Below are 21012 nucleotides of genomic sequence, written 5' to 3' on the forward strand. Positions count from 1 at the left end.
TCTCGGTACGTTCGTACGCTGATCCGAGCGCCCCGCAGGCGCGCCGCATTCCCGGCGTGATGAGAATCTCGCCGGGTGCAGGCGTCTGGGCTGGCCTGCGGCTCCCGTATGGGGCACGATCCCCATGGCCGCGTACCTACGCTGCCGTAACTTCCGGCCGGGAGCACCTCCAGGCAGAAAGCGGGGTCTCCCCACCATGGCTGAGCTCGTCTACCCCCCGGTCATCGGCGCTGCGCACGCTCTGTTCCGTGCGCTCGACGTCCGCATCGACATGAAGGGCACCGAGAACATCCCCCGCAAGGGCGGAGCGGTTCTGGTGTCGAACCACATCGGCTACCTCGACTTCATCTTCGCCGGGCTGACCGCCCGCCCGCAGAAGCGCCTCGTGCGCTTCATGGCGAAGGAGTCGGTGTTCCGGCACAAGGTGTCCGGTCCGCTGATGCGCGCGATGAAGCACATTCCGGTGGACCGCGCGCAGGGTGAGACGGCGTACCAGCACGCGCTGGACTCGCTGCGCGCCGGCGAGATCATCGGCGTGTTCCCGGAGGCGACGATCTCCCAGTCCTTCACGCTCAAGAGCTTCAAGTCCGGCGCGGCCCGGATGGCGCAGGAGGCCGGGGTCCCGCTGATCCCGGTGGCCCTGTGGGGTACGCAGCGGCTGTGGACCAAGGGCCGCCCCAAGGACCTCAAGCGCAGCCACATCCCCGTGACGATGCGCGTGGGCGAGCCGCTGGAGGCTCCCTCCGACCAGTACGCCGGTGCGATCACCCGTCGGGTGCGCGAGCGGGTGCAGGAGCTGCTGGACGCCGCGCAGAGCGCCTACCCCGCCAAGCCCAGGGGTGCGGACGACTCCTGGTGGCTGCCGGCCCACCTCGGCGGCACCGCGCCGACCGCGGCCCAGGTCAAGGAAGCCGGCTGAGCCTTCCGGAGGGGGGTGCGGCCCGCCGGGTGGCGGGGCCGCACCGTGCGGGTCAGTTCGGGTTGTCGGCGTGTGTCAGCGTCTCCCACGCCTCGAAATGGTTTTCGGTACCCGCCGGGCGCCGGCTCTCCGTGAGCCTGCCGGTGTTCTCCATGGCGACGCCGAGCCGGTTGTGCAGGGCGTTGTAGCCGACCTCGGTGGCCGGGCCGAGGCCCTTGGTCAGGCTCCCCCCGCACAGCGAGGCCGGCACGGCCTCCCCGAGCTCGTACTTGGCGTGGAAGCCCAGCGCGTAGCGGAACCGGTCCTTGAACTCCGGGTACAGGTCCCGCCCCTGGATGCGCGAGGTCTCGGCCACGTGCATCGTCGCGGCGATCCCCATCCCGGTGTGGCCGAAGTCCCGGCAGGTCTCCTGGGCCAGACCGTCCACGAAGGTGCTCTGGCCGTGCCAGTAGTCGATCAGCTCGCTCCTGGTGTCGATGGTGGAGCGCGGCGGGTACTTGGGCTGCGGGCCGTCGGAGGCGAGGTAGAAGTAGGCGGGGACCCTGCCGAGGTAGATCGCCATCGCCTTGTCGTAGGACGCGCGGTCGTCGAGGTGGACGGAGATGCCCACGGCCGCGTCCATCATGATCAGTTCCCAGTTGCCGTTGGTGTTCGGCCTCCCGTTGATCACCTCGGGCAGGTAGACCTCGCGCAGCATCGTGGCGAAGCGCCCCTGGTTCGGCCATCCTCCCGCGTAGGTGTGCTTGATGATCTCGGCGGCCCGCGGCCAGGTGGAACCCGCCCAGCCGCTCTGCAGCGGGGCGTTGCTGTTGGTGTGGCTCTTGATCCGGGCGGACCAGGCGTCCATCAGCTCGATCGACTTCTTCGCGTACGCGGGGTCGCGGGTGATGTACCAGGCGAGCGCGTCGGTGTACGCGGCGATCGCGTCCTCGCGTTCGTCGGAGCAGCCGATGTCCGGGTTGGAGTAGGAGCCGCATTCGACGACGGCGCGCGGCTTGGGCGTTCGGGACAAGGAGGCGTATCCGCTCGCCCGCATGTCGTCGAACGCCGCCTTCCACGGCTGTTGCCCGGCCTGCACCTTGGTGCGTACGAACTCCAGTTGGGCGCGGCTGTTGAGAACTCCGGGGTGGGCGAACGCGGTTGGGGCGACCGCGATGGGGGCGGCCGGGGCCGCGGCGGGTACGGGGTGGGTGGCGTGTGCGGCGGGAATGACGGTGAGGGCTGATGCCGCGACCAGGGCGAGGGCCGCGGCGGCCGGCCCGATGGAGGCTCCTAAACGCATGGGAGCGCCTTCCGGTCGGAGGTGGGGGGAAGGGCGCGGAGCTCCGCGAGGAGGGTGCGGAAGTCCGCAAGGAGGGTCCGTGGGGGGATTCCTGCGGCCGAAGATACCCATGCGCATGCCAAGTCGACAACGATGTCAGACAGGAAAGTTTCCTATTGACCGAATCCGGCGGTCAGCCGGGCATCAACCCGGCACCTCGGCCCTCTCCCCCCGAACCCGAATGGCGTAACGTCGGCCCCGTCCGCGGCCCCGTCCGCGGCATTGCCTGACGCAGGGGGGCCTGGCATGCAGGGGTTCGGGCGGTACCTGGCTGCGGCACTGGCCGCACGGTTCGCCTCCGAGGGCATGGGCATGGCGGTGGTACTGCTCGCCCTGGAACGCACCGGAAGCGCGGCGCACGGCGCCTTCGTCCTGACCGCCTGGCTGGCCCCGCACGTACTGGCGGCTCCGCTCGCGGGCGCCGCCGCGGCCAGGTCGCGCCGCCCGCGGCTCTTCCACGTGGGCGCGCTGGCCGGATTCACCACGGCCGTGGCGACCCTGGCCTTCATCCTCGGGCGGGCCCCGACACCCGTGGTGCTCGTGGTGGCGGTGCTCGGCGGCGCCTGCGGGCCGATGGTGACGGGCGGGCTGTCGAGTCTGGTGACGGGCCTGGTCCCGGCCGGTCCGGCGCGCGACCGGGCGTACGCCTGGGACGCGTCGACCTACAACGGCGCCGCCGTCACCGCCCCCGCGGCTGTCGGCCTGGTGGCGGCCTTCGCTTCAGCCGGTCCGGCGATGGCGGTCCTGGCGGCTTCCGGCGCACTGGCGGCGGCGCTGGCGGCCACCCTTCCGTACGGGAGCCACGGAAGCGCGGGCCCCGCCCCCGGGACACCCCGGGCCGGGCTGGGGGCCGGGCTGGCCGCCCTGTGGCGCGTCCGGGAACTGCGGGCGGTCACCTCGGCCACCACCCTGGCCTTCGTCGGCATCGGCTCGCTCACCACCACCTCGGTGCTCCTGGCCACCGCGCTCGGCAGTCCGCGCGGCGGCGGGGTACTGATGACGGCCTTCGCCCTGGGCGCCCTGACCGGCTCCCTGACCCTGGGCCGGATCACGGCCGTCGCGCCGGGCAAGCTGGCCCGCTGGGCCATGGCGGCCACCGGGGTGGCGCTCACCGCAGCCGCGTTCACCCCCTCGGTCGCCCTCACGGCGGTGGCGTTCGCCGCGGCCGGGGTGTGCGACGGGCCGCTGCTCACGGCCACCCTGCGGATCCGCTCGCAGTACGCACCGGACGGGGTGCGCACCCAGGTGTTCACCCTCGGCGCCGGGCTCAAGGTGACGGCCGCGTCCACCGGCGCCGCCCTCGTGGGGCTCGCCGCCGACGCGCCGCCGTGGATCCTGCTGCTCGGGATCGCCGTACTGCAGCTGGCCGGCGCCCTGCTGCACACGCTGGTGGCCGTACCCGGGCCCGTACCGGACGGGGTCCCGGCCGCGACCGGCGCCCTCCCGGCTACAGCCCCGTCGGCAGGTTCCGCCACAACTGCGGCCGGTCCACGGACTCCTGGAGCACCTTGAGCGTGGCCGGATGCGGCGCCGCGTACAGCTCGGGGTAGTCGACCTCGCCGAGCTCCGGGCGGACGGGGAAGGCCAGTTGTTCGTGGTCGAGGGTGAACTGGGCGTCCACGCCGGGCTTGTTGCCCCGCGCATCCACCCGGGACCAGTCGTCCCTGCCGGGCAGGCGCAGCGCGACGAGGCCGTGGACGGCCAGGTTCGACCCGTCGTCGTCGCCGAGGAGCTGGTAGCAGAGCCCGGCCGGGATGCCCTGGGCGCGCAGCAGGGCCGTCAGCGCGTGGGACTTGGCGTAGCAGATGCCGTTGCGCGTGGCCAGGACGTCGGAGGCGCGCCAGGAGACGCGGTCGTCCCCGGAATCGGCGGTGTGCGGGATGGTGTCGCGGACGAACTCGAAGGCGACCTTCGCGTATGAATATGCATCGCCTGTGGCCGCCCACAGGGCGTCGGCGGTCTCCTGGACCAGCGGGTGGTCGTGATCGACGGCTTCATCGGCCACCAGATAGGCGGCAACGTCGGAATGCTCCTGGATCAGCTTCATGATCCAGGAGCATACCTATGCAGAATTCTGCATGTCTATAGATTTATGGCAGTGCTAGCGGGCCAGCTCCTCCTTGAGGGCCTGGAGGAACCCGTCCACGTCCTCCTCCTGGGTGTCGAAGCTGCACATCCAGCGGACGTCGCCCGCGATCTCGTCCCAGAAGTAGAAGCGGTAGCGCTCCTGGAGCCGCCGCGTCACCGCGTGCGGGAGCCGCGCGAACACGGCGTTCGCCTGCACCGGGTAGAGGATCTCCACCCCGTCCGTCTCGCGCACCCCGGCCGCCAGCCGCTGCGCCATCGCGTTGGCGTGGCGGGCGTTGCGCAGCCACAGGTCCTTCGCGAGGAGCGCTTCGAGCTGCACCGATACGAAGCGCATCTTCGAGGCGAGCTGCATCGACATCTTGCGGATGTGCTTCATCTGCCGGACGGCATCCGGGTTCAGCACGACGACGGCCTCTCCGGCCATCATCCCGTTCTTGGTGCCGCCGTAGGACAGCACGTCCACGCCGACGGCGTTCGTGAAGGCGCGCATCGGCACGTCCAGCGAGGCCGCGGCGTTGGCTATCCGGGCACCGTCGAGGTGGACCTTCATGCCCTTGCCGTGCGCGTGCTCGCAGATGGCCCGGATCTCGTCCACGGTGTAGACCGTGCCGAGCTCGGTGTTCTGGGTGATCGAGACGACCTGCGGCATCGCCCGGTGCTCGTCCTCCCAGCCCCAGGCCTGCCGGTCGATGAGCTCGGGGGTGAGCTTGCCGTCCGGGGTGGGAACGGTGAGCAGCTTGAGGCCCGCCATCCGCTCGGGCGCTCCGCCCTCGTCGACGTTGATGTGCGCCGACTCGGCACAGACCACCGCGCCCCAGCGGTCGGTGAGGGCCTGCAGGGCCGTCACGTTGGCGCCGGTGCCGTTGAAGACCGGGTAGACCTCGGCGTGCGGGCCGAAGTGGCCGCGGAAGATCTTCTGCAGGTGTTCGGTGTACTCGTCGTCGCCGTAGGAGACCTGGTGGCCGCCGTTGGCCAGCGCGATGGCCGCCAGGATCTCCGGGTGCACCCCGGCGTAGTTGTCGCTGGCGAAGCCGCGTACCGCCGGGTCGTGGTGCCGGCGGGCGTCGGTCTTCGCTTGGGACTTCCTGATCGCGGTTTTCACGGCAGCGTTCTTCACGTCAGCGTTCTTCACGGTTGGGGAGTGAGCCACAGACGCTGTCCGTTCACATCGGAGGCGGACCGCTCCCAGACGCCGGCGATGGCCTCGGCCAGCTCCTTGACGTCGGTGAAGCCCGCGAACTTCGCAGTGGGGCGCTCGGCGCGCATCGCGTCGTGCACCAGTGCCTTGATGACCAGGATCGCAGCCGCGGCTCCGGGGCCGTCCTCGCCCCCCAGCTTGCGGAAGGAGTCGGCCATGGCCAGCGTCCACGCCTCGGCGGCCGCCTTGCCCGCGTTGTACGCGGCGTTGTTGGCGACCGGCTTGTGCGCGCCGGACTGGCTGACCAGGACGTAGCGGCCGCGGTCGCTGCGCAGCAGTCCGTCGTGGAAGGCGAGCGAGGTGTGCTGGACGGTGCGGATGAGGAGCTTCTCCAGGAAGTCCCAGTCCGCGAGGTCTGTGTCGGTGAAGGTGGTGCTGCCGCGCCAGCCGCCGACGAGGTGGACCAGGCCGTCGATGCGGCCGAACTCCTTCTCGGTCTGCTCGGCCCAGGCCTTGGTCGCGGCCAGGTCGAGCAGGTCGACGGTGTCACCGGTGATGGTGGCGCCGCCGTGGGCGTAGCGTGCCGCGTCCACGGCCTCCGCGAGCCGCGCCGGGTCGGCGTCGGACGCGACGACCACGGCACCCGCCTCGGCGAGGCGGAGCAGGGTGGCGCGCCCGGCGGGGCCGCCGGCCCCCGCCACCGCTACCACCGCGCCGTGGAGATTCCCGTTGCCATTCGAGCCGTTCATCTGTGCAGCCTCCTGTGGGCGAGCGCTCACGCGGCGGCCCGCTCTGCGTGTTCCGTGTTCAGGGCGGTGATGCCCTTGGTCGAAGCGATCACGCCCTTGAGCTTCTTGGCGAGGGCCTCATAGAACATGCTGAGCGGAAACTCGTCGGGAAGCACGTCGTCCACGAGCTTGCGCGGCGGCTGCGTGAGGTCCAGGGCGTCGGGGCCCTTGGCCCAGCGGGATCCCGGGTGGGGAGCGAGGTACTCGGCGACCAGTTCGTAGGCCTTGAACCAGTGGACGAGCTTCGGGCGGTCGATCCCGGCCCGGTAGAGGTCCTCGATCTCGGCGCACAGCTGGTTGGTGACCTGCGGGGCACGCATCCAGTCGATCTTCAGCTTGTTGTCCGTCCAGCGCACGACGTCGTGCTTGTGGAGGTACGCGAAGAGCAGCTGGCCGCCGAGGCCGTCGTAGTTGCGGTTGCGGTCGCCGGAGACCGGGAAGCGGAACATCCGGTCGAAGAGGACGGCGTACTGCACGTCACGGCCGTGCTCGTTGCCCTCGGACTCCAGCTTCACGGCCTCCTTGAAGGCGGTGAGGTCGCAGCGCAGCTCTTCGAGGCCATACATCCAGAACGGCTGGCGCTGCTTGATCATGAAGGGGTCGAACGGCAGGTCGCCGTGGCTGTGGGTGCGGTCGTGGACCATGTCCCACAGGACGAAGGCCTTCTCGCAGCGCTCCTGGTCCTCGACCATGCGGGCGATGTCCTCGGGCAGCTCGATGCCCAGGATGTCGACGGCGGCCTCGGTGACCTTGCGGTAGCGGGCGGCCTCGCGGTCGCAGAAGATCCCGCCCCAGGTGAAGCGCTCCGGGGCCTCGCGCACGGCGATGGTCTCCGGGAAGAGCACCGCGGAGTGGGTGTCGTAGCCCGGGGTGAAGTCCTCGAAGGTGATGCCGAGGAAGAGCGGGTTGTCGTACCGGGTGCGCTCCAGCTCGGAGAGCCACTCGGGCCACACCATCTTCAGCACGACGGCTTCGAGGTTGCGGTCCGGGTTGCCGTTCTGGGTGTACATCGGGAAGACCACGAGGTGCTGGAGCCCGTCGGCGCGCTCGGCCGCCGGGTGGAAGGCCAGCAGGGAGTCGAGGAAGTCCGGCACGGCAAAACCGTCGGCGGCCCACTTTCGCAGGTCGCCGATGAGGGCACGGTGGTACGCGCCGCCGTGTGGCAGCAGCGGCGACAGCGCCTCGATGCCCGAGACCACGCGCTCGACCGCGACCTCGGCGGCGGCGCGGGCGGGCGCGCCCTCGGCCTCGAAGTCGATGGAGCCGTCGGCCGACTGCCAGGGCCGGATCTCCTCCACGGCGGCCTTGAGCTCGGGCCACGCCGGGTGGTCCACCACCCGTACACCGGCGGTTATCACGGCACCGCCGATACCCGGCACAAGAGTTTCCGTCATGTCACTTCCTCCACAGGAGAACCTCACGTTAAGACAGCGTATGCATGTGAGGCTCTCCTGCTCAAGAGGGAATCCGGGAAATTATCCTGCGTCACCCCCAGTTTCACCGGAAGTCTTCCCGTTCTTAGGCATGGAATCGAGGACTCCGCCCAGTCGCGCCAAGGCCTGGCGGGCCTGTGGGAGTACGTCGGCCAGCGCGAGGAACCCGTGGAACATCCCGGGATGCTCGTCAAGGGCCGAAGGAACTCCGCTCCCGATCAGCCGACGGTGGTACGCCACCCCCTCGTCCCGCAGCGGATCGCACCCCGCCACCACCACGTGCGCGGGCGGCAGCCCCCGCAGATCGGCGCCGAGCGGGGAGGCCAGCGGATCGCGGCCGTCGCCGCCGGGCCCCAGGTACTGCTCCCAGAACCAGCGCAGGTGCGCGGCGGTGAGGAAGTAGCCCGCGGCGTTGTCCCGGTAGGAGTCCGTGTCCTGCCCGGCGTCCAGGCAGGGATAGATCAGCATCTGGAGCGCGACGGCCGGTCCCCCGCGGCCCCGGGCCATCAGCAACGAGGCAGCGGCGAGGTTCGCGCCCGCGCTGTCCCCGGCCACCACCAGGGCGGCCGGGTCCCCGCCCAGTTCCTCGATGTGCGCGCCGGCCCAGCACAGGGCGGCGTACGCGTCGTGGACGGCGGCGGGGAAGCGGGCTTCGGGTGCCCGCCGGTAGTCGACGGAGACGAAGACGGCCCCGGAGCTGCGGCAGAGCGCCCGGACGGTGGCGTCGTGGGTGTCGAGGTCGCACAGGACCCAGCCTCCGCCGTGGCAGAACACCACGGTCGGCCGGACCCCGGGCCACTCCTCGGGGTCGGGGTAGTAGACGCGCACCGGAACCGGCGGCGCACCGGCCGGCCCGGGGACCTCCCGGTCCTCGACGGAGCCGACGGCGAGCGGCGCGCCCGTCGCGGGCGCGGCGGCGAGGATCCGGCGGGCCTCCCGCGCTTCGGTGACGGCGCCCCCGAGGTCGGGGAAGAAGGCGGCCATGGCGTCCGCGTAGGGCCGGGCGGCGGGATCGAGCCGGTCGGTCCACGGGACGGGGCCGGCCGGGGCAGTGGGACCGGCCGGGGCGGTGCGGCCGGCCGGAACACCAGCCTGCGGGTTCGCTTCGTTCACGGCGGTGGCCCTACGCCTTCCGGAAGTGCGGGATGACCTTCTCGCCCCACTGCCGCAGGGTCTCCAGACAGGCCTCCTGGGGCACGGTCCCCATCTGGATCAGGCACATGATCTCGTCGGCCCCCGCCTCCCTCAGCCGCTCCACGTAGGCGATGGCCTCGTCCGCGCTCCCGTAGGCGTGGTCGGCGTTGAAGGTGGCCGTGGACGTGGGCCGCACCGGGATGTCCAGCTCGTGCAGCCGGGCCACCACCTGCTCGGCGGCCCTGCGCATCTCCGCCTCCTCGTCGGCGCCCGCCACCACCGCCTCGTCCGGAACGCCCGCTCCGCCGTACCAGTGGCCGATGGACTGCGCGAAGAACCGCTGCCCCCGGACGCCGATCCGGCGGGCCTCCTCCGGGTCGTCGAGCACGATGGTCGGACAGAGCACCGAGAAGTGGTCGTTGACCACGGTGGAGACGAAGCGGCCGCCGTCGCGGCCGGCGATCGCGCCGTCGTACACGGCCCGCATCCGCGCGATGGACTCCGGCCCGGCGAAGCCCATCACCAGCGCCCCGACGCCCAGCTCGGCGGCCTGCACCAGCGTTTCGCCCCGGCTGCACGCCAGGAACAGCGGCGGGTGCGGGGCCTGACTGGGCCTCGGCAGGATCGGATGCGGATCGATGTCGATGAGCTCCCCGTGGTACTCGAGCTCCTCCTCCTGCCAGGCCTTCCCGATGATCCGCAGCGCCTCCTCCACCTCCGCCGTGGTGCGGTCCTTGTCCACCCCGCACAGCGAGGTCTCCTGGGCGGTCCCGCCGCGGCCCGCGCCGAGGTCGACGCGTCCGCCGGACAGCAGGTCGAGCATCGCGGCCCGCTCGGCGACCCGCACGGGGTGGTTGAAGCCGAAGGGCATGCACACGACCCCGTGGCCGATGCGTATGGTGTTCGTCCGGGCCGCGACGAAGCTCAGAAAGATTTCCGGGGCGGACATGTGGGCGTACCACTTGAGCGAGTGGTGCTCGACGGCCCAGATCCGGTCGAATCCCACCTGTTCGGCGAGCACCGCCTGCTCCACGCAGTCGCGGATGACCTGGTGCTCGCGCTCCACGGTCGGGTCGGCCAACTGCGCCTCGAAGATGACGGAGAACTTCACTTATGCCTCCAGGGTTGCGTCCCGTACCCGGTCTCACTTCAATTAGAAATATGACTAGTAGTCAGAAGCCGAAGAAGCAAGAGCTACCGCCGACCGCATGGGCCGTACTGGGTCTGCTCTCCTTCCCCGGCGAGCGGACCGGATACGAACTGAAGAAGTGGGCGGACTCCTCCCTCCGCTTCTTCTACTGGTCACCGGCGATCAGTCAGATCTACGCCGAGCTGCGCCGCCTGGAGGAACTCGGCTACGCGGCGTCCGTGCGCTCGGGGCCCGAGGAGGCCCGGGCCAAGCGCCGCTACGGCATCACCCCCGCCGGGCGCGAAGCGCTGGCCGGCTGGGCCGCCGACTCCTCCGAGGCCGGACCCCCGGTGCTCAAGCACGGGCTGCTGCTGCGGGTCTGGCTCGGGCACCTGGCGGAACCCGAATTGCTGCGGCGGATGGTGACCGAGCACCTGGAGCGCACCACGGGCGAGCTGGCCGCCGTACGGGAGGCCATGGCGCACGCGGCCGAGGAGCCGGACTGGGCGTTCCCCACCCTGGCGCTGCGCTGGAGCGAGCGCCAGCACCTGGCCGAGCTGGAACTGACCCGGACCCTGCTGGCGGACCTGGCCGAGCTGCCCGGCGCGGCCGACCCGGCTGACCAGCCCGACCCGGTCCAGCAGGAACGTCAAGGCAGCGGGGACGCGCCCACGCCCGGGTGACACGGCGGACCCCGCCGCGGGCTCCGGAGCCCCGGCAGGCCCGGCGGGAGGCGGCCGGCGAGCGTTTCGGAGCCCTTGCACGGACGGTCTCATCGCCCGCGCGGCGCACTAGCATGCGTCCTCACCGCGCGCGGCCGGTCGGGACACCGCGACCGCGCGGGGAGCCGCCGTCGACGGAAGCGAGAGAACCTTGACTTTCCTCACCATCGGTCACCGCGGGGTCATGGGTGTCGAACCGGAGAACACCATGCGGTCCTTCGTCCGCGCGGAACGCTCCGGCATGGACGTCATCGCCCTCGACCTACGACTCAGCAAGGACGGCACCCTCGTCGTCCTGCACGACGCCGAGGTGGACCGGACCACCGACGGCTCGGGAGCCGTCACCGATCTGACCCTGGCCGAACTGCGCGGGCTGGACGCCGGGGACGGCCAGCACGTGCCCGTCCTGGAAGAGGTCCTGGACGCGGTCCGGGCGCCGCTCCAGGTCCAGGTGCACGACCTGGGCGTCGCCACGGCGCTGGCGGAGCTGTTGCTCGGCCGCGATCTGACCGGGCGGGTGGAGGTGGCCTCGTTCCGCGACGAGGTGCTCGGCGAGACGAGCCGGCTGGTGCCGGGCGTACGGACCGCGCTCTACGCCGACCAGAGCGCGGCGGACGCCGAGGCGACCGTCGGCCGGGCCGTGGACGCGGGCGCGGAGACGGTCGCCCTCAACATCCGCCACCTCACCCTGGACACGGTGGAGTCGGCGCACGAGGCCGGGCTCCGGGTGATCGGCTGGACGGTCAACTGCCTGGACCACCTGCGCCTGGCCCGCGCGCTCGGACTCGACGGCGTGGTCACCGACTTCCCGGAGATCCGCTCCACGGGCCGCTTCACCGCCTGAAGCGCTGCACGTCCCCGGACTACAGCGACTTGACCAGCAGCTCGAAGGCCAGGTCGTCACGGAGCGGGACGCCGAAGCGCTCGTCCCCGTAGGGGAAGGGGCTCATCTCTCCGGTGCGCTCGTAGCCGCGGCGCACGTAGTAGGCGATGAGCTCCTCCCGTACGTTGACCACGGTCATCCGCATCTCCTTGGCCTCCCACTGCTCACGGGCGCGGCGCTCCGCCTCGGCCATGACCTCCTTGCCGAGGCCGCCACCCTGCAGTCCGGGGCGGACCGCGAACATCCCGAAGTAGACGTGGTCCCCCCGGTGTTCGAGGTGGCAGCAGGAGATGAGCTCGCCCGCGCGCTCCGCGACGAGCAGCATGCCGTCGGGGTGCGCGACGATCCCGGCGACGCCCGCCTCGTCGGTGCGCTGACCGTCCAGGAAGTCCGCCTCGGTGGTCCAGCCCGCGCGGCTCGCATCCCCCCGGTAGGCCGACTCGACGAGTTCCACCAGTGCCGGGACGTCGGCCTCCACTGCGGTGCGGAAGGTCAGGGCCTGGGGGTCGGCGCTCGGCATCGAGGGCTCCGTTCTTCGGGACTGCATGTCCGGAAATGACATGTCCGGGTGCGGTACGGGGTGCCGTGTACCGCACACAGAGACTATCCCCGGGCGGCGTGCGGGCCGTGCGACGGGGGCATCTCTTCCGGTGAAGCCGACTGAAGCCGACGAACCGGGAGGTTCCGCCGTGCACGGTTCCACCATGTCCCTCTCCTCTTCCGTCTCCGCCTGGCTGCTCGTCCTGCTCTGCGCGACGAGCGGCGCGTACTGCCTTCGGCGGGCCGGCAGATCCGGCGCCGGTTCGGCCGCCGCCGGAGAGGCGGTGATGGGATTCGGCATGGCCCTGATGGCGGTGCCCCTGGGCCTGGGAGGCGACTGGCAGACCCCGGTGCTCGGCGCCGTCTTCTGCGGCGCGGCGCTGCACGCGCTCTGGCTGCTGCGCGGGGGCCTGCACCACGCGCACCATCTGGTGGGCTCGCTGACCATGGTCTACATGGCGCTGGCGGCGTGGACCGGCGCCGGGTCGGGAGCCGGTCACGGCGGGGGCGCCGGCCACGGGCACGGCGGCGGGCTGCCGTTGGTGACCGGGCTGCTGCTCGTCTACTACGCCGGGTACGTGGTGCTGGGCGGGGCCCGGCTGGTCACGGCGGGCGGCGCCGGGGCGCACTCCGATGCCCCTGTCGCGTCCCCCACCGGACCGGCGGAGGTGATCAGGGCCTGCCGACTGACCATGGGGATGGGCATGTTGGCGATGCTGCTGATGATGTGAGGCGGCGCCCTCCCGGAGGAGGGCGTACGGGCAAACGTGTGCTGCGTCACCCTTCACCGCACGCCTACCCGCAGGTAGGCGTGCGCTCATAGGCTGGGCCCATGATGGTCCCCGCCGCTCTCCTGCTGCTCGGCGTCCTGACCGCGATGCTCGCACCCCGGGTGCTGGCCCGGGCCCAGTGGCCCGAGCGCGAACCCGTCGTGGCCCTGTGGGCCTGGCAGTGCGTGGTGGGCGCCGTGCTCCTGTGCTTCGCGCTGTCGATGCTGTTGAGCGCGGCCGGCGCCTGGCAGGCGGTCCGGGGGCGGCTGTTCGCTCCCGCCCCGCACCGGGTGGTCGACGCGTACGCGCTCGGCTCCGCGGGCGGCGCCTGGGCCATCGCGACCGCCCTCGTACTGGCGGGCGGCGGGCTGTGGACCGGCGCGATGCTGACCCGGGAGGTCCTGCGGGCCCGCGCCCGGCGGCGGACGCAGGGCGCCGAACTGCTCCTCCAGGCCCCGCTGCTGCCCGGGGAGGAAACCACCGGGGCACGGCTCGTCGTACTGGAGGGACAGCGACCCGACAGCTGGTGGCTGCCGGGACCGGCCCCGCGACTGGTGGTCACGACGGCGGCGCTGGGCCGGCTCAAGGGCAGCCAGCTGGACGCCGTGCTGGCGCACGAGCAGGGTCACGCCGCGGCCCGGCACGACTGGCTGCTGCACTGCTCGCGGGCGCTGTCCCGGGGGTTCCCGCAGGTCCCGGTCTTCGACGCGTTCGAAGCGGAGATGCACCGGCTCGTGGAGCTGGCCGCCGATGACGTGGCCTCCCGGCGGTACGGGCGCCTCACCATCGCCCTGGCCCTGGTCGGGCTGAACGAGGACCGCGGGGTCTTCGGCCAGTACTCCGACCCGGAGGCGCACGTCCCGCAGCGGGTGCGCAGGCTGCTCTCGGCCGCACCACGGCTCTCGGCGGGACGCCGGATGCGACTGACGGCCCTGGCGACGCTGGCTCCGGCGATCCCCCTGCTGGTCGCGTTCGGCCCGGGACTGAACGCGCTGGCCTAGGCCGTCTCTTTCGGAGGGGCTGAAGGCACTGGTGGGGCGGGAGCGTCCGGTACGGCCGGATCCGGTCGACTCCGCGGACTGCGCCGGCCACCCGTCCGGCCATGCCATGACGGCGACAGTGATCTGCGGCCTGCGGCCTGCTGCGGACGTCCGGGCGGGCTGGCCGCCGGGCGTGGCCCTGGTGGCCCTCGGGGCCTCTGTGGCCCTCGCGGCGCCGGCCGCTGCCGGTGGGGCCTGCCCTGGGCGATCCCCCGTTTCACCCAGGGCAGACTTTCCCGCGCGCTGAGTATATTGGCTCAGAGCCAGTCAACGCAGGAGCAAGCATGTCCCCGCGCAGCGCATCGGTCAATGAAGAATTGCGGAGACGTTCCCGGGAGCGGTTGTTGCAGGCCACGGTCGAACTCGTGGCCGAGCGCGGGTACGAAGCCACCAAGCTCGGCGACATCGCCGACCGGGCGGGCGCGGCCCGCGGCCTCGTGTCGTACTACTTCCCGGGCAAACGCCAACTGCTCCAGTCCGCCGTGCACCGGTTGATGCACCTGACCCTGGAAGCGGCGCTCGAGCGGGAGCCGCACACCGAGGACGGCAGGGAGCGGCTCGCCCGCGCCATCGACGCGATCCTCGGGCTGGCCCGGGACCAGCCGCGGCTGATGCGGACCCACATGGCGGGCATCCTCCAGGCGGAGGGCTTCGTACAGTGCGCCGAGCAGCAGCGGCTCGCGGAGCTGCTGCGGGACACCGTCGTGCGGTACGGCTCCGCGGAGGTGGACACCGACTACCCGCTGCTGCGGGCGCTGCTGATGGGCGCGGTGGTCGCGGTGCTGCTGCCGGGGGCGCCGATGCCGGCGGCGCGGCTGCGGGCCGAGCTGTTCCAGCGGTACGGGCTCGACTGGGAGCTCGGGGTCCCGCCGGAGGGCGGACCGCCCGGCGGAACGTTTCCCTCACCCCCGGTGGCCCCCATCGGACCCCGATAGGCCCTGTGGGGCCCCTCACGCGCCTCAGTGGCCCCACCGGTCCCCGGATGCCCGCAGGGGCTGCCGGTCCCGGGCGCCCGGTGTCATGCTGGGAGCACCTGCGTGAGGAGCTCCGCCGTGCTTCGTATCGCCGTCGTCGGTTCGGGCCCCAGCGGGGTCTACGCCGCCCAGACGCTCGTCCAGCAGCGCGAGGTCCCGGGCGTGCGGGTCGACGTACTGGACCGGCTGCCGGCCCCCTACGGGCTCGTCCGGTACGGGGTGGCCCCCGACCACGAGAAGATCAAGTCGCTCCAGGGCAGTCTGCGGACCGTACTGGAGGACGAGCGCATCCGGTTCTTCGGCAACGTCGAGGTCGGCGGCCCCGAACTGTCCACCGCCCGGCTGCTGGAGCTGTACCACGCGGTGGTCTACTGCGTCGGCGCGGCCCGGGACCGGCCGCTCGGCATCCCCGGCGAGGACCTCGCCGGCGTGCACTCCGCGACGGCCTTCGTGGCCTGGTACAGCGGGCATCCGGACGCGGCCGCCGAGGCCTTCGGCCTGCCGGGAGTGGATTCGGCCATCGTGATCGGCGCGGGCAACGTCGCCGTGGACGTGACGCGGATCCTGGCCCGGGGCGTACCGGAGCTGGCGCCCACCGACATGCCGCAGCCGGCCCTGGGCGCACTCGGCGCCAGCGGGGTGCGCGAGGTGCGGATGGTGGCCCGGCGCGGGCCCTCGCAGGGGAAGTTCACCACGAAGGAGCTGCGCGAACTGGGCACGCTCCCGGGGGTGGAGGCCCTGGCCGACCCGGCGGAGCTGGGCCTGGATCCGGCGTACGCCGACCCGGGCGCGGCCCTGCCCGCGGTGAACCGCCGCAATGTGGAGGTCCTGCGCGGCTGGGCCACCGCCGACCCCGCTGCGCAGACCGGAGGCGGCGTGCACCGGCGCATCGAACTGCGCTTCTTCCTGCGCCCCGTGGAAGTGCTCGGAGGCGAGGGCGGCCGGGTCACCGGAATGCGGTTCGAGCGGACGGCCCCCGACGGCCGGGGCGGGGTCACCGGCACCGGGGTCTACGAGGACCTCCCGGCGCAGTTGGTGCTGCGCTCGGTGGGGTACCAGGGCGTTCCGCTGCCCGGCCTGCCCTTCGACGAGCGCACCGGAACGGTCCCGCACGCGGCGGGCCGGGTGCTGCGCGCGGGCCGCGCCTCGGTCGGCGAGTACGTGGCGGGCTGGATCAAGCGCGGCCCGACCGGGGTGATCGGCACCAACCGGCCGTGCGCCAAGGAGACGGCCTCCTCCCTGCTCCAGGACGCGGGGACGCTGGCCCGGCGCGAGCTGCCGCAGGACCCGCTGGAGGCGCTGCGCGCGGCGGGGCTGCGGCCGGTGGAGTGGCCGGGGTGGCTGGCCATCGAGACGGCGGAGGCGGAGCTCGGCCGCTCCCTGGGCCGGCGCTCCGTCAAGATCCCCGACTGGGCGGGTCTGCTGGCCGCGGCCGACGGCTCCGGCTGAGCCGGAGCACCGGCGGGTACGCGGCCCGGCCTAGGCCGTATCGGCCCGGCCGGCAGGCCGCGCGCCTCAGCCCGACAGCCGTGCCTCCTCGGCGGACGCGGCCGCGAGGATGCGGTCGAGGAGACCGGGGAAGAGCGCCTCCAGATCGGCCCGGCGCAGTTCGTTCATCTTGGCCGTGCCCTGGTAGGCCTGACGGACGACGCCACTCTCGCGCAGGACGCGGAAGTGGTGCGTGCATGTCGACTTGGTGACGGGCAGCACGAAGGCGGAGCAGGGCTGCTCCACGTCCGAGGCCGCCAATTCCCGGACCACGGACAGCCGCATCGGGTCGGACAGCGCGTGCAGGACGCTCTCGAGCCGGATTTCGCCGAGCTCGGGATGGTCAAGGACGCGGACGTTGGCCGTATCCGTCACGTTCTCTCCCTCACTCGGCTGATTTCCGGCAAAGCTGCGCCGCCCATCGTAGAACACGCCTCGTGCGCTCCCGCGTTCACCAGGCCCGGGCGTACTGGCCCGGCACGGAGGCCGCCGCGCCCAGTTCCGCGGCGGCGCGCCGGGCCCAGTACGGGTCGCGGAGCAGCTCGCGGCCGAGGAGGATCGCGTCCGCCTCTCCGTTGGCCAGGATCTTCTCGGCCTGCTCCGGCTCGGTGATCAGGCCCACGGCGGCCACCGGAAGGCCGGTCTCCGCCTTGACGCGGGCGGCGAAGGGCACCTGGAAGCCGGGGCCGACCGGGATCTCGGCGTGCGGGGCGAGGCCTCCGGTGGAGACGTCGAGCAGGTCCACCCCGTGCTCCTCGAGCAGTCCGGCCAGCCGAACCGTCTCGTCCGCCGTCCAGCCCGCCTCCTCCAGCCAGTCCGTGGCGGAGATCCGGAAGAACAGGGGCAGTTCCTCGGGCCACACCGTGCGGACGGCGTCGACGACTTCGAGGGCGAAGCGGGCGCGGTTCTCGAAGGAGCCGCCGTACGCGTCGGTGCGCCGGTTGCTGTGGGGGGAGAGGAACTCGCCGATGAGGTAGCCGTGCGCGCCGTGGATCTCGACCACTTGGTAGCCGGCCTCCCGTGCGCGTCCGGCGGCGGCCGCGAACTCGGCGACGATCCCGTGGATCTCATCGACCGTCAGCTCGTGCGGAACCGGATCGCCCTCGCGGAAGGGCACCGCGCTCGGCGCGCTGGGCAGCCAGCCGTGCGGCGCCTGCGGGTCGATGACCCGGCCGCCCTTCCAGGGGCTCTCGGTCGAGGCCTTGCGGCCGGCGTGTGCGATCTGGATTCCGGCGACGGCTCCCTGGGCCTTCACGAAGGCGACGATCGGGCGGAGCGCCTCCACCTGGGCGTCGTTCCAGATGCCGAGGTCGTAGGGGGAGATCCGACCCTCCGGGGAGATCGCGGTGGCCTCCTGGATGATCAGGCCGGCGCCGCCGACCGCGCGGGCGGCGTAGTGCGCGAAGTGCCACTCGCCCGGGGCGCCCGCGGCGGGGCCGTCGGGTTCGGCGCTGTACTGGCACATCGGGGCCATCCACACCCGGTTCGGGATGGTGACGGAGCGCAGCGTGTAGGGCGCGAACAGGGCGGCGAACTCGGCCGGGACGGCGGCGGCAGTACTCACGAGGACTCTCCAGTGATCACGGACGGTCACAGGCGGGCGCCGGGCAGCCACCCGGGGTCCGCAGACTGGTACGCGAAAGACCATACTACGGATTCGCTCGTACTAAGAAGTCTCTCGTACAACCGGCTCGCGCGACCAGCCGTCGGCGCGGCGCGGCGGGGCCGTTGTCAGTGCCCGGGTGCAGACTGGCTCGAAAGCCGCCGTATAGGGACAACGACGTCCGGAGGTATCGGCCATGACCGACCTGCTACTGCTCGCGGGAACCCGCAAGGGACTGTTCATCGGCCGTCGGAGCACCGACGGCACCTGGGCGTTCGGCGGGCCGCATTTCAACGCCCAGGCGGTCTCCGCCGTCGCCGTCGACCGGCGCGGCCCCACGCCCCGGCTGCTGGTCGGCGGGGACAGCTCGCACTGGGGCCCCTCCGTCTTCACCTCCGACGACCTGGGTGCGACCTGGAACGAGCCCGCCGCGGCGGCCGTGAAGTTCCCCCAGGACACCGGAGCCTCCCTGGAGCGGGTCTGGCAGCTGCATCCGGCCGGCCCCGAGGCCCCGGACGTGGTCTACGCGGGGACCGAGCCGGCCGCGCTGTTCCGCTCGGCCGACCGCGGCGAGTCCTTCGAGCTGGTGCGGCCGCTGTGGGAGCACCCGAGCCGGGACAAGTGGGTCCCGGGCGGCGGCGGCGAGGGCCTGCACACCGTGGTCACCGACCCGGCCGACCCGGACCTGGTCACGGTGGCGGTCTCCACCGCCGGGGTGTTCCGCACCCGGGACGGCGGGGCCAGCTGGACCCCGTCCAACAGCGGGGTCTCGGCGGTGTTCCTGCCCGATCCGAATCCCGAGTTCGGCCAGTGCGTGCACAAGATCGCCCAGGACGCGGGGAACCCGGACCGGCTGTACCTGCAGAACCACTGGGGCGTCTACCGCAGCGACGACGCCGGGACCCGCTGGACGGACATCGGCGCCGGTCTGCCCTCGGACTTCGGCTTCGCGGTGGCCGCCCATCCGCACCGGCCGGACACGGCCTACGTCTTCCCCCTCAACGCCGACTCCGACCGGGTCCCGGCGGAGCACCGCTGCCGGGTCTTCCGGACCCGGACGCGGGCGCGAGCTGGGAGCCCCTGGCCAAGGGCCTGCCGGACGGGGACCACTACGGCACGGTGCTGCGCGACGCGCTCTGCACGGACGACGCGGACCCGGCCGGAATCTACTTCGGCAACCGCAACGGCGAGCTCTACGCGAGCCACGACGACGGGGACAGCTGGCAACTGCTGGCCGAGCACCTGCCCGACGTGCTGTGCGTACGGGCGGCGGTCCTGCCGTGAGCGGTTGAGCCAGTAGAGTGACCGACCGTGGCAGCACGACCGTTGAACGAGATCGTCGAGCCGGGCTGGGCCCGCGCTCTGGAGCCGGTGGCGGCGCAGATCGCCGCGATGGGCGACTTCCTGCGCGCCGAGATCGCGGCGGGGAGAACGTACGTCCCGGCCGGGCCGAACGTCCTGCGCGCGTTCCAGCAGCCCTTCGACGAGGTGAAGGTACTGATCGTCGGGCAGGACCCGTACCCCACACCGGGGCACGCGATGGGCCTGTCCTTCTCGGTGGCCCCCGAGGTCAGCCCGTGGCCGCCCAGCCTGGACAACGTCTTCCGCGAGCTCCACGCCGACCTGGGGACGGGCAAGCCGACCAACGGGGACCTGACCCCGTGGACCCGGCAGGGCGTCCTGCTCCTGAACCGCTCGCTCACCACGGCCCCGCGCAAGCCCAATGCCCACCGGGGCAAGGGCTGGGAGGCCGTCACCGAGCAGGCGATCCGGGCGCTGGCGGCGCGCGGCACACCGCTGGTTTCGGTGCTGTGGGGACGCGAGGCCCGCAATCTGCGGCCGCTGCTGGGCGAGTTGCCGGCCGTGGAGTCGGTGCACCCCTCCCCCATGTCCGCGGACAACGGATTCTTCGGTTCCAGGCCCTTCAGCAGGGTGAACGACCTGCTGGTCCGCCAGGGCGCGCAGCCGGTGGACTGGCGGCTCCCGGCCGCCGGTTGACCGGCCGGGCAATCGATCGGTTGAACCGTATATGACATTCCGCGGATAAATACGGACAGATGCCGCCCGAGAAGGCCCTGCCCGAACACCCGGTTCCGATAAGCCAGTAGCATGCGGCGCCATGAGCTCCCCCACTGGGCCCGCAAATGGCCTGCCCGTACGAATGCCGCGACCCCGCCAGACCGGGCGGCACCGCCGGCCCGAGCCCGCGGTGGCGCCCGAGGGCGCGCCCGCGCTGGTGCTCGCCGTGCCCGGTGCCCCTTCGGCCTCCTCTCGGAGCCTCGCGGAAGAGATCGTCAGCATCGGTCGCTCCGAGCTGCCCGGCCTGGATGCCCGCGTCGGCTTCCTCGACGGCGACGACTCGACCGAGTTCCCGTCCCTGTCGGGCGTGCTGACCGCCGTCGCGCGGGACCGCGCCGCGCGCGCCGAGTTCGCCCGCGCCGCCGGGCACGAGGTACCGGCCCCGACCGGCCCCGACGCCGTGGTCGTGCCCCTGCTGGCCGGCCCCGACGGGGACCTGCTGCGGCGCATGCGCCAGGCGCTGATGGATTCCTCCGCCGCCGCGGAGCTGGCCGACCCGCTCGGTCCGCACCCGCTGCTCGCCGAGGCCCTGCACGTGCGGCTCTCCGAAGCGGGGCTGGCCCGCGCCGACCGCGCCCGGCTCTTCAGCGTCACCACGGCCGCCGACGGCATCGTCCTGGTCACCACGGGCGGCGAGGAGGCCGTCAGGGCCGCCGGGATCACCGGCATGCTGCTGGCCGCCCGCCTCGCGGTGCCGGTGATGGCCGCCGCGCTGGACGAGGAGGGCTCGGTGGCCGCGACCGCCGAGCAGCTGCGCCGCGAGGGCTCGACCCAGCTGGCGCTGGCCCCCTACCTGGTCGGCCCCGAGGCCGCCGAGGGGCTCCTCGACACCGCCTGCAAGGAGGCCGACTGCAGCTCCGCCGAGGTGCTCGGCGCGTACCCGGCGCTCGGCAAGCTGGCCGTCGCCCAGTACTCCGCGGCCCTCGGCATCCCGCAGGGCGCCGCCTCCCACTGACCCCCTCC

20 protein-coding genes and 1 pseudogene are annotated in these 21012 nt (G+C 72.5%); 11 read left to right on the forward strand and 10 right to left on the reverse strand.

Going from position 1 to position 21012, the window contains the following annotated elements; all coding sequences use genetic code 11:
* Window positions 1–196 precede the first annotated feature (196 nt).
* Window positions 197–919 carry a lysophospholipid acyltransferase family protein gene (locus OHU74_RS04125; RefSeq protein ID WP_371614624.1) on the forward strand — a complete coding sequence of 241 codons (723 nt, stop codon included), beginning with the start codon at window positions 197–199 and terminating at the stop codon, window positions 917–919.
* Between the two features lie 52 nt (window positions 920–971).
* On the opposite strand, the gene OHU74_RS04130 is transcribed toward OHU74_RS04125, so the two are convergent.
* Window positions 972–2201 carry an alginate lyase family protein gene (locus OHU74_RS04130; RefSeq protein WP_371614625.1) on the reverse strand — a complete coding sequence of 410 codons (1230 nt, stop codon included), beginning with the start codon at window positions 2199–2201 and terminating at the stop codon, window positions 972–974.
* A gap of 285 nt (window positions 2202–2486) precedes the next feature.
* Between OHU74_RS04130 and OHU74_RS04135 the strand changes: the two genes are divergently transcribed.
* Window positions 2487–3752, forward strand: a complete 1266-nt coding sequence (locus tag OHU74_RS04135) for an MFS transporter (RefSeq protein ID WP_371614626.1) — start codon at window positions 2487–2489, stop codon at window positions 3750–3752.
* Here the strand turns inward: OHU74_RS04135 and OHU74_RS04140 are convergent.
* The 6 genes from OHU74_RS04140 to OHU74_RS04165 all read right to left on the reverse strand — a co-directional run bounded on the left by OHU74_RS04140 (window position 3688) and on the right by OHU74_RS04165 (window position 9932).
* Window positions 3688–4287, reverse strand: a complete 600-nt coding sequence (locus tag OHU74_RS04140) for a transglutaminase family protein (RefSeq protein ID WP_371614627.1) — start codon at window positions 4285–4287, stop codon at window positions 3688–3690. The two genes, OHU74_RS04135 and OHU74_RS04140, sit on opposite strands and share 65 nt — an antisense overlap.
* Window positions 4288–4341: 54 nt before the next feature.
* Window positions 4342–5418, reverse strand: a complete 1077-nt coding sequence (locus OHU74_RS04145) for a low specificity L-threonine aldolase (protein ID WP_371619562.1) — start codon at window positions 5416–5418, stop codon at window positions 4342–4344.
* 38 nt (window positions 5419–5456) lie between these two features.
* On the reverse strand, window positions 5457–6215 hold the full coding sequence (locus OHU74_RS04150) for an SDR family oxidoreductase (RefSeq protein WP_330295065.1): 759 nt from the start codon (window positions 6213–6215) through the stop codon (window positions 5457–5459).
* A 26-nt stretch (window positions 6216–6241) separates the two neighbouring features.
* Window positions 6242–7648, reverse strand: coding sequence for a DUF6421 family protein (locus tag OHU74_RS04155; protein WP_371614628.1), 1407 nt, complete (start codon window positions 7646–7648; stop codon window positions 6242–6244).
* Between the two features lie 81 nt (window positions 7649–7729).
* Entirely contained in the window at window positions 7730–8800 is a 1071-nt protein-coding gene (locus OHU74_RS04160) for an alpha/beta hydrolase (protein ID WP_371614629.1), read from the reverse strand.
* A 10-nt stretch (window positions 8801–8810) separates the two neighbouring features.
* On the reverse strand, window positions 8811–9932 hold the full coding sequence (locus tag OHU74_RS04165) for an LLM class flavin-dependent oxidoreductase (protein WP_371614630.1): 1122 nt from the start codon (window positions 9930–9932) through the stop codon (window positions 8811–8813).
* A 50-nt stretch (window positions 9933–9982) separates the two neighbouring features.
* Here OHU74_RS04165 and OHU74_RS04170 point away from each other — a divergent pair, with 50 nt between their 5' ends.
* Window positions 9983–10633: a helix-turn-helix transcriptional regulator gene (locus tag OHU74_RS04170; RefSeq protein ID WP_371614631.1), complete on the forward strand. Its 651-nt coding sequence runs from the start codon at window positions 9983–9985 to the stop codon at window positions 10631–10633.
* Window positions 10634–10823: 190 nt separating this feature from the next.
* Complete coding sequence (locus OHU74_RS04175; RefSeq protein ID WP_371614632.1) at window positions 10824–11516, forward strand: glycerophosphodiester phosphodiesterase; 693 nt, start codon at window positions 10824–10826, stop codon at window positions 11514–11516.
* A gap of 19 nt (window positions 11517–11535) precedes the next feature.
* Here OHU74_RS04175 and OHU74_RS04180 read toward each other — a convergent pair whose 3' ends face one another.
* Complete coding sequence (locus OHU74_RS04180) at window positions 11536–12075, reverse strand: GNAT family N-acetyltransferase (protein ID WP_371614633.1); 540 nt, start codon at window positions 12073–12075, stop codon at window positions 11536–11538.
* 184 nt (window positions 12076–12259) lie between these two features.
* Here OHU74_RS04180 and OHU74_RS04185 point away from each other — a divergent pair, with 184 nt between their 5' ends.
* From OHU74_RS04185 to OHU74_RS04200, 4 genes are all read left to right on the forward strand, one after another.
* Window positions 12260–12826 (forward strand): DUF5134 domain-containing protein, encoded by a 567-nt coding sequence (locus tag OHU74_RS04185; RefSeq protein ID WP_371614634.1) that lies wholly within the window; start codon window positions 12260–12262, stop codon window positions 12824–12826.
* Window positions 12827–12927: 101 nt separating this feature from the next.
* A complete protein-coding gene (locus tag OHU74_RS04190) occupies window positions 12928–13866 on the forward strand; it encodes a M56 family metallopeptidase (RefSeq protein WP_371614635.1) in 939 nt (312 codons plus the stop codon).
* Window positions 13867–14189: 323 nt separating this feature from the next.
* On the forward strand, window positions 14190–14840 hold the full coding sequence (locus tag OHU74_RS04195) for a TetR/AcrR family transcriptional regulator (RefSeq protein ID WP_371614636.1): 651 nt from the start codon (window positions 14190–14192) through the stop codon (window positions 14838–14840).
* A gap of 117 nt (window positions 14841–14957) precedes the next feature.
* Window positions 14958–16328: an FAD-dependent oxidoreductase gene (locus OHU74_RS04200; RefSeq protein ID WP_371614637.1), complete on the forward strand. Its 1371-nt coding sequence runs from the start codon at window positions 14958–14960 to the stop codon at window positions 16326–16328.
* 66 nt (window positions 16329–16394) lie between these two features.
* Here OHU74_RS04200 and OHU74_RS04205 read toward each other — a convergent pair whose 3' ends face one another.
* Window positions 16395–16742: an ArsR/SmtB family transcription factor gene (locus OHU74_RS04205; RefSeq protein WP_371614638.1), complete on the reverse strand. Its 348-nt coding sequence runs from the start codon at window positions 16740–16742 to the stop codon at window positions 16395–16397.
* Between the two features lie 76 nt (window positions 16743–16818).
* Complete coding sequence (locus tag OHU74_RS04210) at window positions 16819–17931, reverse strand: NADH:flavin oxidoreductase/NADH oxidase (protein WP_371614639.1); 1113 nt, start codon at window positions 17929–17931, stop codon at window positions 16819–16821.
* Window positions 17932–18166: 235 nt separating this feature from the next.
* Here OHU74_RS04210 and OHU74_RS04215 point away from each other — a divergent pair.
* The 3 genes and pseudogenes from OHU74_RS04215 (at window position 18167) to OHU74_RS04225 (ending at window position 21004) form a co-directional block, all read left to right on the forward strand.
* Window positions 18167–19254, forward strand: a pseudogene (locus OHU74_RS04215) (WD40/YVTN/BNR-like repeat-containing protein).
* A 27-nt stretch (window positions 19255–19281) separates the two neighbouring features.
* Window positions 19282–19968, forward strand: a complete 687-nt coding sequence (locus OHU74_RS04220) for a uracil-DNA glycosylase (RefSeq protein WP_371614640.1) — start codon at window positions 19282–19284, stop codon at window positions 19966–19968.
* A 121-nt stretch (window positions 19969–20089) separates the two neighbouring features.
* Complete coding sequence (locus OHU74_RS04225) at window positions 20090–21004, forward strand: sirohydrochlorin chelatase (protein WP_371614641.1); 915 nt, start codon at window positions 20090–20092, stop codon at window positions 21002–21004.
* Window positions 21005–21012 lie beyond the last annotated feature (8 nt).

This window comes from Streptomyces sp. NBC_00454, assembly GCF_041434015.1.
Lineage (GTDB): Bacteria > Actinomycetota > Actinomycetes > Streptomycetales > Streptomycetaceae > Streptomyces.

What these genes read in the sequence shown, in the direction of transcription:
- OHU74_RS04155 (WP_371614628.1), bottom strand. Translation starts at nt 7,648, where the DNA reads ATGACGGAAACTCTTGTGCCGGGTATCGGCGGTGCCGTGATAACCGCC.
- OHU74_RS04170 (WP_371614631.1), top strand. Translation starts at nt 9,983, where the DNA reads ATGACTAGTAGTCAGAAGCCGAAGAAGCAAGAGCTACCGCCGACCGCA.
- OHU74_RS04140 (WP_371614627.1), bottom strand. Translation starts at nt 4,287, where the DNA reads ATGAAGCTGATCCAGGAGCATTCCGACGTTGCCGCCTATCTGGTGGCC.
- OHU74_RS04150 (WP_330295065.1), bottom strand. Translation starts at nt 6,215, where the DNA reads ATGAACGGCTCGAATGGCAACGGGAATCTCCACGGCGCGGTGGTAGCG.
- OHU74_RS04195 (WP_371614636.1), top strand. Translation starts at nt 14,190, where the DNA reads ATGTCCCCGCGCAGCGCATCGGTCAATGAAGAATTGCGGAGACGTTCC.
- OHU74_RS04130 (WP_371614625.1), bottom strand. Translation starts at nt 2,201, where the DNA reads ATGCGTTTAGGAGCCTCCATCGGGCCGGCCGCCGCGGCCCTCGCCCTG.
- OHU74_RS04225 (WP_371614641.1), top strand. Translation starts at nt 20,090, where the DNA reads ATGAGCTCCCCCACTGGGCCCGCAAATGGCCTGCCCGTACGAATGCCG.
- OHU74_RS04135 (WP_371614626.1), top strand. Translation starts at nt 2,487, where the DNA reads ATGCAGGGGTTCGGGCGGTACCTGGCTGCGGCACTGGCCGCACGGTTC.
- OHU74_RS04125 (WP_371614624.1), top strand. Translation starts at nt 197, where the DNA reads ATGGCTGAGCTCGTCTACCCCCCGGTCATCGGCGCTGCGCACGCTCTG.
- OHU74_RS04190 (WP_371614635.1), top strand. Translation starts at nt 12,928, where the DNA reads ATGATGGTCCCCGCCGCTCTCCTGCTGCTCGGCGTCCTGACCGCGATG.
- OHU74_RS04180 (WP_371614633.1), bottom strand. Translation starts at nt 12,075, where the DNA reads ATGCCGAGCGCCGACCCCCAGGCCCTGACCTTCCGCACCGCAGTGGAG.
- OHU74_RS04185 (WP_371614634.1), top strand. Translation starts at nt 12,260, where the DNA reads ATGTCCCTCTCCTCTTCCGTCTCCGCCTGGCTGCTCGTCCTGCTCTGC.